Annotated in this window: 9 protein-coding genes; 8 read left to right on the forward strand and 1 reads right to left on the reverse strand. The window is 61.6% G+C overall.

The features are described from left to right. Nucleotides 1–2 precede the first annotated feature (2 nt). The 8 genes from ACJO5Y_RS19475 (at nt 3) to ACJO5Y_RS19510 (ending at nt 13,132) form a co-directional block, all read left to right on the forward strand. Nucleotides 3–902 (forward strand): CheR family methyltransferase, encoded by a 900-nt coding sequence (locus ACJO5Y_RS19475; protein ID WP_406989505.1) that lies wholly within the window; start codon nt 3–5, stop codon nt 900–902. A gap of 11 nt (nt 903–913) precedes the next feature. Further along, nucleotides 914–8,311, forward strand: a complete 7,398-nt coding sequence (locus ACJO5Y_RS19480; RefSeq protein WP_406989506.1) for an Hpt domain-containing protein — start codon at nt 914–916, stop codon at nt 8,309–8,311. Beyond that, a complete protein-coding gene (locus ACJO5Y_RS19485; protein WP_406989507.1) occupies nt 8,311–9,360 on the forward strand; it encodes a chemotaxis protein CheB in 1,050 nt (349 codons plus the stop codon). Before ACJO5Y_RS19480 ends, ACJO5Y_RS19485 begins: the two co-directional genes overlap by 1 nt. 11 nt (nt 9,361–9,371) lie before the next feature. Beyond that, nucleotides 9,372–9,833, forward strand: a complete 462-nt coding sequence (locus ACJO5Y_RS19490; protein ID WP_406989508.1) for a chemotaxis protein CheW — start codon at nt 9,372–9,374, stop codon at nt 9,831–9,833. A gap of 133 nt (nt 9,834–9,966) precedes the next feature. Continuing rightward, complete coding sequence (locus tag ACJO5Y_RS19495; RefSeq protein WP_406989509.1) at nt 9,967–10,458, forward strand: Fur family transcriptional regulator; 492 nt, start codon at nt 9,967–9,969, stop codon at nt 10,456–10,458. Further along, nucleotides 10,451–11,233, forward strand: a complete 783-nt coding sequence (gene znuC / locus ACJO5Y_RS19500) for a zinc ABC transporter ATP-binding protein ZnuC (RefSeq protein WP_406989510.1) — start codon at nt 10,451–10,453, stop codon at nt 11,231–11,233. The genes ACJO5Y_RS19495 and znuC overlap by 8 nt, the downstream gene beginning before the upstream one ends. Next, nucleotides 11,220–12,032: a zinc ABC transporter permease subunit ZnuB gene (znuB, locus tag ACJO5Y_RS19505; RefSeq protein ID WP_406989511.1), complete on the forward strand. Its 813-nt coding sequence runs from the start codon at nt 11,220–11,222 to the stop codon at nt 12,030–12,032. Before znuC ends, znuB begins: the two co-directional genes overlap by 14 nt. 50 nt (nt 12,033–12,082) lie before the next feature. Next, the gene (locus ACJO5Y_RS19510) at nt 12,083–13,132 is read left to right on the forward strand and encodes a PAS domain-containing protein (protein ID WP_406989512.1); all 1,050 of its coding nucleotides are present in this window, start codon (nt 12,083–12,085) and stop codon (nt 13,130–13,132) included. Here ACJO5Y_RS19510 and ACJO5Y_RS19515 read toward each other — a convergent pair. Next, nucleotides 13,129–13,374 (reverse strand): CDGSH iron-sulfur domain-containing protein, encoded by a 246-nt coding sequence (locus ACJO5Y_RS19515; RefSeq protein WP_406989513.1) that lies wholly within the window; start codon nt 13,372–13,374, stop codon nt 13,129–13,131. The genes ACJO5Y_RS19510 and ACJO5Y_RS19515 overlap by 4 nt on opposite strands. Nucleotides 13,375–13,527 lie beyond the last annotated feature (153 nt).

A 13,527-nucleotide genomic window follows, 5' to 3' on the forward strand; every position in this document is an offset into this window, starting at 1 on the left:
TTATGGCTGAAACACGCGACGACCGCTCACCTGCCGAGGGCATCTGGTCCCTGCGCCGACTTCCGGAAATGGATGAGGCGCAGTTCCACCAGTGGCAAACATTGCTGGAGCAGCGAACCGGCATCACTCTGGCCTCTGGCCGCCAGTCGTTTCTCGAGACCAATCTCGGGATCCGGATGCGCGAAATTGGCTGCGACAGCTATCAGGCCTACTACGAGCAGATCGTCTCCGGGCCTGATGCCATTGTGGAATGGGCAACCCTGGTTGACCGCCTGACCGTTCAGGAAACCCGGTTCTTCCGGGATTCCGATGCCTTCCGGTTCGTCTCGGACTTTGTCCTGACCCGGCCACGGGAGCAGCTGAAACGGCGACCACTGGAAGCCTGGAGCGTCGGCTGCTCCAGCGGGGAAGAGCCTTACACCCTGGCGATGATTCTGGACGAATGCATGACCCAGTTGGCGCTGCCACCGCTGTTCGGGGTGACCGGATCGGACATCAGCAAGCCAGCCATCGAAAGAGCCCGCAAGGGCGTGTTCAATACCCGCAAGCTGGCGGGCGTAAATGAAGATCTCAAGGCCAGATACTTTCGGCCGGCGGAACGAAATGCCGTGGAAATGACCGAAAGTATCCGGGAACGGGTGTGTTTCACCCAATTGAACGTGCTGGACCTGAACGAGGCTCCGATGCACGGGATGAACATTATCTTCTGCCAGAATCTGCTGATTTATTTCCGGCGCTGGCGTCGGCGGGAAATCGTGAAGCGGCTTGCAGAAAGGCTGGCGCCCGGGGGGTTGCTGGTCCTGGGCCAGGGAGAGCTGACCGACTGGCAGCCCCCTGGCTTACAGAGGGTACCCTCGGAACATGTGCTGGCGTGGATCAAACGCCAGACTGACGAAGAATAACCGGAGTGGTTATGGGCAATCACCATGACAGCATCGCCCTGGACTGGGTTCGGGGCGAAATACAGGACACGCTGACCCAGGGTCAGCAGGCACTGGAAGCGTATGTCGAAAACCGCGACGATACCGCGCGTCTGCGCTTCTGCCTGAACTACCTCCATCAGGTGCACGGCACCCTGCAGATGGTGGAGTTGTATGGCGCTGCCCTGCTTACCGAAGAAATGGAAAAGCTCACCCAGGCGGTACTGAACGATACCGTCGGCAGCGTGGACGACGCCGTTGAAGTGCTGATGCAGGCCATCCTGCAACTGCCCCAGTACCTGGAGCACCTTGCCACCAGCAAGGACGATTTCCCCATGGTGCTGCTGCCACTGCTGAATGACCTGCGGGCCGCTCGTGGCGAGTCCCTGTTGTCGGATACCTCCCTGTTCAAGCCTGACCTGAGCCGGTCACAGCAGCGGGCCGCCAGCAATGCGTCACAGCGCCTGCAGGATCCGAAGGTGCTTGGCCATATCCGCAAGCTGCGCCAGATGTACCAGTTTGCCCTTGCTGGCGTGGTCCGCGAGGCGGATCTGGACGCCCATTTCGATTACATGCAGAAGGTCCTGCAACGGCTGATCCGGCTGTGCCAGACAACCCCGAGGGGCGAACTCTGGAAAGCGGCCTCGGCGTTCGTGGAAACCCTGCAAAGCCGTATCAACCCGGTGAACACTGCGGTCAAATCCCTGCTGCGGGAACTGGACAGCGAGATCCGCCGCCTGAGCGACGAGCATGTCGACATCCTTCAGCAGCCGATCCCGGAAGCCCTGCTCAAACATCTGCTCTACTATGTCGCACGAGCTCGCGATCTGGACACGCCCCGGGTGGCGGAACTGCGCAAGGACTATCACCTGGAACAGGCGCTGCCGTCGGAAGACGACGTTGATGCCGCCAGGACCCGGGTCTCCGGTCCCGGTCGCGAAGCCATCCATTCCGTGGTCAGCGCCCTCAACGAGGAACTGGCCAAGCTCAAGGATCAGCTCGACCTGTTTGTACGGGCGGAGCTGAGGCAGAATGATGAGCTGGAAGAACTGTTGCCGGGGCTCAGGCAAGTAGCCAATACCCTGGCGGTGCTCGGCCTCGGTATCCCCCGCAAGGTGGTGACCGACCAGATCGAGCTGGTGGAACGCTTGTCCAGACAACCCAAGGCTGTCGACGACGGCACCCTGATGGACATTGCCGGAGCGCTGCTTTACGTCGAAGCAAGCCTGGCGGGTCTGGACAGCGACCGTTACCAGGAAACCCACGAATCCGACGATGGTGAACAGGTTATCAACCTTGGCAGCCGTGAACTCGGTGAAGCCAGTGGTGCGCTGTTAAGGGAATCCAGGAACACCCTGGAGCAGGTGAAGACCGCTATCGTCAACTTCATTGCATCCCAGTGGGATGTCCGTGAAATCGAACATGTCCCCGGTCTGTTACACAGCATCCGCGGCGGCCTGGGGCTGATTCCCCTGGACCGCGTGGCCGACATGCTGGGTTCCGCCGAACACTACATCACCGATGTGTTGTTGGGTGGCAAGCAGGTACCGGACTGGAAACAACTGGATACCCTCGCGGATGCGGTAACCAGCATTGAGTATTACCTGGAGCGCCTGGCGGAAGGCATCGGCGAGAACGACAGCATTCTGCACGTCGCCGAAGAAAGCCTGGCGTCCCTGGGCTTCCCCGTGGGTTCCGAGCCAACCTGGCAGCAGCCGTCGGAGGAGGATATTCCGGTGGTCGACAGCGAGGTGGCCGCTCCGGAGGAAATGCCGCCGGCCGCCGCCGAAGCCAAAGGCTCCGACGAGGAACTGCTGGATGACGAGATTCTCGGTATCTTCGTGGAAGAGGCGGAGGAAGTCCTGCAGACCATCCACGAATTCTATCCGCGTCTGCGCCAGAACCACGATGACCGTGAAGCACTGTCGGAAGTGCGCCGTGCATTCCACACCCTCAAGGGCAGCGGCCGTCTGGTGGGTGCCACCAGCATTGGCGAACTGGCCTGGTCCGTGGAAAACCTGCTGAACCGGGTGATCGACCAGACCATCAGGCCCAACGACGACCTGTTCTCCCTGATCGACGACGTGAACGCCCGCATTCCGTCCCTGATCCGCGAATTCCGCGAAGGCCAGTCCGACGGTGATGTGGTTGAGCTGATCGAACGTGCCGAAGCCATGTCCACCACCCGCAAAACCGACGGGGATTTGCCGACGCCGGTTTTGGAAGAGCCCGCCACCGACATGTCGGAAGCAGAAGCGGAGGCGCCAGCGACCAGCGTTGCAGAAGATGAAGACGATCTGATCGATGACGAAATCCTCGAGATCTTCATCGAAGAAGCCGGTGAGGTCCTCGACACCATCCGGGAATACCTGCCCATGCTGTTGCGCCAGCATGATGACCGTACCGCCCTGTCGGAAGTCCGTCGCGCCTTCCATACCCTCAAGGGCAGTGGTCGCATGGTGGGTGCACTGGTCGTGGGCGAACTGGCCTGGTCCGTGGAAAACATGCTCAACCGGGTAATAGACGGCAGCATTTTCATGAACGATGACATCTCCGTTCTGCTGGAGGATGTCACCGCAGCTTTGCCCGCCCTGGTGGAAGACTTCGAGAAACGCCAGGCCCCCAGCCGCGATACCGCACCCCTGGAAGCACGCGCCAACTCCCTGGCCAACGGCGAGATTCCGGATGCAGCGGCAATGCCCGCATCCGACCCGGCAGCAACCGCCGACGCGGATAGCACAACGGTCGACACCGAACACGATGACTCAAGCGTAGATCCGGTGCTGCTCGACATTTTCGAGAGCGAAGCCGAAACTCACCTCCAGACTCTGCAGGCATTCCTGGAAGTCGCCGGTGACAAGGCCTCCGTCGCCTACACCGATGATCTTTCCCGCGCCCTTCATACACTCAAGGGCAGTGCACACACGGCGGGCATTGCCCCGATTGCGGCGGTGATCACGCCACTGGAACGCTTCGTCAAGGAATCCCGCGCGCAGAACAAGCGAGCGGACCAGGAAATCGTCGGCCTGATCGCCGAAGCCTGCGACTTCCTGACCCAGGGGCTCAGCCAGTTACGACAGGATCCACAGGCCCCGCTGGACGGCGCCGACGATTACCTGCAGCGCCTTGATAGCATCACCGCGGAAACCCTGCGCAGCCATACCAGCGTGGATAACGAATCGCCCCGGCAACAGCCCGCGCCACAACTGGTTCAGCTGTTCCTTAATGAGGGCCTCGACATCCTGCTGGACGCCGATCGCATTCTGGACGATTGGGCTGCGGATCCGCAGAAGACATCCGCCGTCGACAAACTGGGTGTTGAGCTGCACCAGTTGACCGAGGGCGCACAGGAAGCCGGCCTGACCGATGTAGCCGGCCTGTCCGGCGCCCTCGGCCAGACCTACGAGCGTGCCGGTTCCCCGGATTTCACACCGGATGCGGACTTCTTCACCACCGTGCGCGCCGCCCACGAACAACTGATCAATATGATGGATCAGGTGGCTGCCGGGCTGGCGACGGAATCCGGCGAGGAACTGATTGCCGAACTGGCCGCATTGACCGCCGACCTGAGCGAATCCGGCGAAGCCCGGCCTGACGCGTTTGAGCAGGAGTTCACCGGCGACCTGGAAGAAATTGACCTCAGTTTCGACATGGAGGAAGAGGAGCGTCCAGCCGGAAACAACGAGCAGCCTCCGCTGGTGGAAACCGACGAAGACATGGACAACGAACTCGCGGAGATCTTCCTTGAGGAAGCCCGCGACCTGATCAACAGCTCCGCCGACACGCTGCACAACTGGAGTGACAACACCGGCAACCTCGATCTGCTGAGACTGCTGCAACGTGACCTGCACACCCTCAAGGGTGGTGCACGGCTGGCCGATATTCCGGCGGTGGGGGATCTGGCCCACGAACTGGAAACCCTGTTCGAAGGCCTGAGCGAGCAACGCCTGTCCATTACCGACGAACTCTCGGACCTGCTGTTCCGCAGCCATGATCGCCTTGCCGGTATGGTGGATGCGCTGGAACAACAGGAGTCACCGCGCCCGGCTCCGGACCTGATTGGTGAAATCCATGCGTACATGGACAACACCCGCGGGTCCCGTCCGGTCACCGATGTCAGCACGCCGACCGAGGACGACCAACCGCTCCAGGACGAGCCGGAACCGGAAGCCACCGATTTATCGCACCTTGATCCGGAACTGGTGGGCATCTTCCTGGAAGAAGCCTACGACCTGATCAATTCCACCGGCAGCGCCCTGCACACCTGGAGTGAGGACCCTTCCGACCGGGCGATCGCCGCGGAGCTGCAACGGGATGTGCACACCCTCAAGGGCGGCGCGCGCATGGCCGGCGTTGATGCCATTGGCGATCTCACCCACGTACTGGAAGATCTGTTCGAGAAAGTCGCCGAAGGTCAACTGGCGGCCAGCAATGACATGAACGACCTGCTGTTTGCCTGCCATGACCGGCTGGCCCAGATGGTCGAACAGGTTGCCACCCAGAAGCCCTGTCCGTCAGCGGACGAGCTGGTCGCCGAAGTCAAGGCGATTCTCTCCGGCAAACCGGTGCCCTCCCGTCAGGAAGTGGCCGATGCAGCGCCATCCGATGTTCCGGACAGCGTGACCGAAGCCTTACCGGAAGCCACCGACGACGAGCTGGTAGGCATCTTCCTGGACGAAGGGCTGGAAATTCACGCCGCCGTCAGCGAGTGCCTGGCGCAGTGGCGGGATGAACCAGACGAACTCAGTGGTGTGACTCAGCTTCAGCAGGAACTTCATACCCTGAAGGGCGGCGCCCGCCTGTCCGACGTCGACCCCATTGCCGATCTCGCGGAGGCCTGGTCCGATGCCCTTGATCCGCTGATCAGCGGCGCCAGCAACCAGGCCACATTGCTGACACTGAGCGATCAGGCTCTGGACAGCCTGAAAACCATGCTGAACAGCCTGGAAGAGGGCGGCAAGCCAGACCCCGATCCGAAACTGGTGCAGGCACTGCAGGACGCACACCGGGCAGCGGCGGACGAAACGCCCGTGGAAGCGTCCCCGGCAACCACGGACGAAGAGGTTGATCCTGAAGTCCTGGATATATTCCTGGAGGAAGCCGGCGAGATCCTCGACCAGTTGGAACAGCTGCTGGAAGACTGGCGCAAGGAACCGGCCAACCACCACTTCAATCAGGAAGCCCAGCGCGCGCTGCATACCCTCAAGGGCGGCGCTCGCCTGTCACAACTGAGCGAACTGGGTGACAAAGCCCACGCCTTCGAAACCCGGCTGATCGACCTGGGTGGCAACGCCCCGGACGACAAAACCTGGCAAACCATTACCGACGATCACGACGCCATCGTGGCGCTGGTCAACCGGATCCGCGAAGGCGTCGGGCAAGGTGGCGCCGTTCCTGCGCCGGCACCCGAGAAGCCGGATGCGGAAGAAAAGCCGGCGGCTCCCGCGGCCGAACCGGCTCCGGTGCCCGAGAAACCGTCTCAACCAGCGCCAGCACCAACGCCGCAAAAGTCAGCGGCCAAGCCCCGCAAGAAAGCGACCGATGTGCAGCGCGCGGCCCAGGAAACCATCCGGGTATCGGCGCCGTTACTGGATGAACTGGTCAACCTGGCGGGTGAAACCAGTATTACCCGTGGCCGCCTGGAACAGCAAAGCAGTGATTTCAGCCACACCCTGGATGAAATGGCGGCCACCATCGAACGTTTGCGCGAACAGTTGCGGCGGATGGAAATCGAAACCGAGACCCAGATCCTGTTCCGTGCGGAAAAGGAACACGGACCGGACTACGGCGACGATTTCGACCCCTTGGAAATGGACCGCTATTCCTCCATTCAGCAGCTGTCACGGGCACTGACCGAGTCCTCATCGGACCTTGCGGACCTGCGTGAAACCCTGTCCGACCGGGTACGGGATACCGAGACCCTGCTGGTACAGCAGTCCCGCATCAACACGGAACTGCAGGAAGGTCTGATGAAGACCCGCATGATTCCGTTCGCTTCCATGGTTCCCCGCCTGCGGCGCATCGTGCGCCAGATCAGCGGCGAACTGGGCAAGAAAGTCGAATTCGACGTCCGCAACCCGGAAGGGGAAATGGACCGCAACATCCTCGAGCGTATGATTGCGCCGCTGGAACATATGCTGCGTAACGCCCTGGACCACGGCATCGAAACCCCGGCTGATCGCAAGAAGTCGGGCAAGCCGGAAACCGGTGAAGTGACCCTGTCACTGACCCGGGAAGGCGGTGATGTGGTGCTGCGGATGATCGATGACGGCGCCGGCATTCCCTCCAGCGTGATCCGCGACAAGGCCATTCGCCAGGGCATGCTGTCGGCGGACGAGGACCTGAGCGATCGGGAAGTCCTGCAGTTCATCCTGCAGCCGGGCTTCTCCACCGCCCAGCAGGTAACGCAGATTTCCGGCCGCGGTGTGGGCATGGACGTGGTCGCCAGCGAAATCAAACAGCTGGGCGGCAGCCTCGATATCGACTCCACCGTGGGTCGCGGCACCACCTTCACCGTACGCCTGCCCTTTACGGTGTCCGTCAACCGGGCCCTGATGGTGTCCACCGGCGAGGATTTCTACGCCATCCCGCTGAACACCATTGAAGGTATTGTGCGGGTCAGCACCTACGAGCTTGAGGAATACTACAAACCGGACGCACCGCTGTATGAGTACGCCGGCCAGCAGTACCGGTTGCAGTACCTGGGCAACCTGCTCAACAGTGATCACCATCCGAAGCTTCAGGGCCAGGCCCTGCCGTTGCCGGTCATTCTGGTTCGCGGCGCGGAGCAGCCGATGGCCCTGCAGGTGGACAACCTGATGGGTAGCCGGGAGATCGTGGTGAAATCCCTGGGGCCGCAGTTCAACTCGGTGCGGGGCGTCTCCGGCGCCACCATTCTCGGTGACGGTAACGTGGTGGTGATCCTCGACCTGCCGGCGATGATCCGTTCCGACATCCTGTCCGAGCGCCAGCGCCTGGCCAGCATGGAGAAAGCCCGCGAGTCCGCCCGCTACGAACAGCGCGAAACCGTGGTGATGGTAGTGGACGACTCGGTGACCGTGCGCAAGGTGACCTCACGCCTGCTGGAACGCAACGGCATGGAGGTCATCACCGCCAAGGATGGTCTCGACGCCGTGGCGCAGCTTCAGGATCACCGCCCGGACATTATCCTGCTGGATATCGAAATGCCCCGGATGGACGGTTTCGAAGTGGCCAGCTTTGTGCGCCATGACGACAACCTGCGGGACACCCCGATCTGCATGATCACCTCACGAACCGGTGAGAAGCACCGCGAGCGGGCACTGGCCATTGGTGTCAACGAATACCTCGGCAAGCCATTCCAGGAAACCGAGCTGCTTGACACCATTATCCGGCTGACCGGGAACCAGTGATGACCGGCCTGTCGCCAGGCCGGCCGAGCGTCGGGATCGTTTCGGACATTGTCCTGCAGCGCCACCGCCTGCAGGCGGCCACGTCGAAGTTTGGTCTCGACGTGTGCTTTTCCGGAGATCCCGACCGCCTGCAGGATTACCCGGAATTTCCGGATGCCAGCCTCTGGCTGGTCACCCTGGAGGATGAAGCGGATCACCCGGTGCTGTTTGACCATCTGCTGGAGAACACCGACGCGCCCGTGCTGTTCGGACTGGACCCGGCGCCAAGGCCCGGCACCACGGACTATTTCCGCTGGGAGCAACGGCTGCTCGGCAAACTGGAACAGCAACTGGGCCACCTGGAAGAACTGGATTCGGAAGCCAGCCTTGAAGAGCTCGCCGAACAGTCACCAACGGATGCGCCCCAGCTGCCCCATTGGATTCCAGCGGCAGCCCCCGACTCCATCGCGGAGCAAGTCTGGATTCTCGGCGCATCCCTGGGTGGGCCCGCAGCGGTCAAAAGCTTCCTTGACCACCTGCCACCCGGCCTGCCCGTGGGCTTTATCTACGCCCAGCATATCGATGGCAATTTCACCGACGTGCTGACCCGCGTGCTCGGCCGCCATGCCCATTATCAGCTCAAGGGCGCGGAGCCGGGTTACCGGGTTCGCAATGGCGACGTTGTGTTATTGCCGGTGGAACGGGAGTGGACGCTGAACGCCGAGGGTGCGCTGGCGGAGAAGGAATCGCCCTGGCCCGGCCCCTACGGCCCTTCCATCGACCAGGTGCTGCTTAACGTGGGTGACCATTACGGCAACCGCTGTCATGCTATCCTGTTTTCCGGCATGGGCAACGACGGCGCCATTGCCGCCCCCCTGCTGAAAGCCTATGGCAGCAAGATCTGGGTCCAGGAAAGCAACAGTTGCGGGAACAGCTCCATGCCGGACTCGGTGGCCGCCACCGGCTGCGCATCCTTCGTCGGCACGCCGGAACAGCTGGCCCGGGAACTAGTCAAAACGATTGAAGAATCCTGCCTGCTCAAGGGCCGGCAAAAAAGGGATTCCGCCTGAGGAAATGAGTGATGAGCGATAACAGTCAAACCCTCTCCTGCGTCATGATCCCGATGAACGGCAGACAACTCCTGTTACCCAACGTATCCATTGCCGAGGTGGTGGATTACGCCAGCTCCGATGCCGGCGCCAACACGCCGGAGTGGCTGGTAGGGCACCTGAACTGGCGGGGACTGGACCTGCCGGTTATTTCCTACGACGCTGCCAATGGCGCCACCCTGACCATTCCCGGCGACAACCGCGGCCGCATTGTGGTGCTGAATACCATTGGCAATGAACATCGGCAGGTTCCGTTCATGGCGCTGGTAACCCAGGGCATCCCCAGCCAGGCGCGCCTGAGTGAAGAGCAGATCCGCAAGCTGGATGGTGAAGCCGGCCCCGCCGACCTGATGCAGGTTGAGGTGGAAGGCGATACCGCCTGGATTCCGAACCTGGAGTACCTGGAATCACTGGCCGCTGAAGTCGCTCACTGAGCCGATTCGAAACGTCTGTGATTTGTCGGATTACGCTTTGCTAATCCGACCTACGGGAGATCTCATACACACCGGGGCATGGTACTGGCGTTTGCAAATGTTATAATGTTGCAAATTCTCCAGGACAGTGGCCATGCCTACCAGCGCTCTTCCCTATCGCCCGCACAATCACGATGCCTGTGTAGACCAGGCGCTGGCGGATGCCCGCGCCATCTGCCAGCAACAGAATGCGCGCCTGACGCCCACCCGCGAACGGGTGCTGGAGCTGATCTGGCAATCCCACAAACCCCTGGGCGCTTATGATGTACTCGCCGAGCTGGCGGAAGACGGCCATAACGCCGCCCCACCCACGGTCTACCGGGCGCTGGATTTCCTGCAGCAACATGGCCTGGTCCATCGTATTGCCTCGCTGAACTCGTTTGTTGGCTGTACTCATGCCGGCAAGCACCACAACGGTATGTTCCTGATCTGCCGCAGTTGCGGCAACGTGCTGGAACTGACCTCTCCGGAAGTGGCCCATGCGGTGTCCGCGGCAGCCTCTGCCGAGGCCTTCCAGCCACAAGACGTGATGATCGAGATCGCCGGACTCTGCCCGGGCTGTCATACGGACGCCCACCATGACTGAACCGCTGGTAACCCTGGAACGTGTAACCGTTGCCTTTGACGACCGTCCCGTGGTGGACCGGGTGGACCTGTCAGTCCATCGTGGAGACATCATCACCATTATCGGACCCAACGGCGCCGGCAAGACCACCCTGATCAAGGCCGTGCTCGGTATCCAGCGAGTCACCGAGGGGGCGGTTACCCTTGCCAGGAACCTGACCGTTGGCTACGTCCCCCAGCATCTGACCCTGGAATCCACCCTGCCACTGACCGTCAAACGCTTTATGGCGCTCAGCGGCCGGCCCCGGGGCGAATGCCTGGCGGCACTGGAGAAAACCGGCGTAGGGCACCTGATCGACGCCTCCATCCATCACCTGTCCGGCGGCGAAAAGCAGCGCCTGCTACTGGCCCGCGCCCTGGCGCGGAAGCCGGACCTGCTGGTACTCGATGAGCCGGCGCAGGGCGTGGACATCAACGGCCAGGCCGCGCTCTACGACCTCATCCGTCAACTGCGGGACCAGCTTGACTGCGGCGTGATCATGATCTCCCACGACCTCCACCTGGTGATGGCCGCCACCGACAAGGTGATCTGCCTCAATCAGCACATCTGCTGCAGCGGGTATCCGGCGGATATTTCCCACGATCCCGCGTTTATCGAAACCTTTGGCCAGCCGGTGGCGGAGAGCCTGGCGGTGTATCACCATCATCACAATCACCGCCACGACCTGCACGGCGATGTGGTGTCCGGGGTGATCACGGACGACAGCCACCAGGAGTGCGATCATGCCCATCATTGATGCCGTACTGGACGACTTTTTCTGGCGGGCGCTGCTCGGTGGTCTTGGCGTCGCCCTGGTGGCGGGACCGCTTGGCTGCTTCGTGGTGTGGCGCAAAATGGCGTATTTCGGCGATACCCTGGCCCACTCCGCGCTGCTGGGCATTGCCCTGAGCTTCCTGATCAGCGTACCCCTCAACGTTGGCGTGATCATTACCTGCGTAGTGCTCGCGATTGCCCTGGTGCTGTTGGGCCGCAGCCATACACTGGCGACGGATACCCTGCTGGGCATCCTGGCCCACAGCGCGCTGGCCATCGGCCTGGTTACCCTCAGCTTCATGCCCGATGTGCGGGTCGACCTGACCGGGCTGCTGTTCGGTGACCTGCTGGCCATGAGCCGCAATGATCTGGTGTGGATCTACGGTGGCGCCCTGCTGATTCTGTTGCTGTTGGTGACGCTCTGGCGCAGCCTGCTGATGAGCACGATCCATGAAGAGCTGGCACGGGTGGAAGGCATTCCCGTTGAACGCCTGCGACTGGTGCTGATGCTGATGTTCTCACTGGTCATCGCGGTGGCCATGAAAATCGTCGGCGTACTGCTGATCACCGCGTTGCTGATCATCCCCGCCGCCACCGCCCGGCGCCTGGCGAAAAGTCCGGAACACATGACACTGCTGGCGATCGCGTTCGGTTTCGTGGCGGTTAGCGGTGGCCTGACTCTGTCCTGGCACCTGGATACGCCCGCCGGGCCGTCGGTGGTTGTCACCGCATTCAGCGTGTTCCTGCTGATCTATGGTGGCGCGCGACAGGCTCAGGCCTGAACGCCGGGTTTCCCTCCAGTGCACCGTTGGTCTAAAGTGTAAGTCTGCGGGTGGGTACCTCCATCCGCCCCCAGATCCTTGCGATCGCCAAGACGGACGGAGCCATGGAAAGCACCAGTCTCAACAGGAGTCCGGGACAATTCCTTCGTTCACTGTGGCGCCCCTTCCTGTGGGTGCCACTGGTGGTGCTGATTGCGGGCCTGACCGTCACCGCGTTTACTGCCGAGCAACTGGCAAACCACACCCGAATCCTTGCTGAACACGCCTATCGCGCCCAGCACGATGCCCTGGTCAGCCAACTGCACGCCCGGGCTGTCGCCCAGTCCCCCGAGCGCCAGGTGGAACAATGGCTGGCGTCGGTGTTTTCCCCACCTTACCCCAACCTGTCGGCGATACGGGTGGACACCCTGGAGCGCCACACCAAAACGCCACTGTTCCATTCCGGCCCCCTCGTGCCGCTGAACAGCTCGGGCTCGCTGCGCTCGGAAATCAACCTGGAGAACCACCACTGGCTGATCACCACCATGCCGGATAATACCTTGTTCCGGCAGCAGGCCGACAAGGCGCGACTGGTCACCTGGGGAGCAGGTGCCCTGATAACCGCCCTTGGCGTGTCGCTGACGTTACTGCTGTGCGCGCGAATCCACACACTCCGCAACCAGGTGGACCAGCAGCAACTGGCCACGGACAAACTGGATCAGCGGCTGGGTAATATTCAGGTGGAAAAATCGATCCTGCGTCAGGCTCTGAACGACAGCGAACAACGCAGCCGCGATCTGGTGGCGCTCTCCGGCGCGCTGATCGGGGAACTGGATGAACAGGGCCACATTGGTTTCATATCGGCCAACGTCGCCGACTGGCTGGAACGGGCGCCCGCTGACCTGTCGGGAACCCCCTTTGAGGAACTGGTCGCCCCCGACAACCAACCCAATTTCCGCAAGGCCCTGGCGGCGGCACGCAGCGAAAAGCAAATGCAGAGAATCGATCTGGCATTGCTGACTGCTGACCACGATGGCAACACCATACCGGCCACACTCCGCATCCTGGCCCTGCAGGACCCGGTTCACGGCATCACCGGCTACCGCATCAGCGCTACCTAAAGGGCCTTGTGAGAACCGTCACACAGGGGGGCCGTGCCCGTCTGTTTGCAGCCACAAAACCAGACCCACTCCTTTTTCTCCGCGACATATTTTATCGGGGTGAAGCCGGTCCCCTTGTGGGAACCATCACAAAATGGCTGGGACTGGCTTCGCCCACAGGCGCACCAGAAATAGGTCTTGCCTGCCTCGACCAGAACCGAACAAGGCGTTGTTCTGGGAATTTCAGGCTTTGCAGAGGCCATGGAAGACTCCTCGTCATTGATGTCACTTCCTCTGGCAGTATAGCCACAATGCGCAACACCGCTGCCAACAGCCCAAACCAATAGCAGTGGAATAGCGAGGTCCGAACAAGGGCTGGTGGGGTCACAGAGTCAAAAAATTCAAAGAAACCACCG

Origin of the sequence: Marinobacter alkalisoli, from assembly GCF_045449855.1 — a bacterium.
In the GTDB taxonomy this organism is placed as follows: Bacteria; Pseudomonadota; Gammaproteobacteria; order Pseudomonadales; family Oleiphilaceae; genus Marinobacter.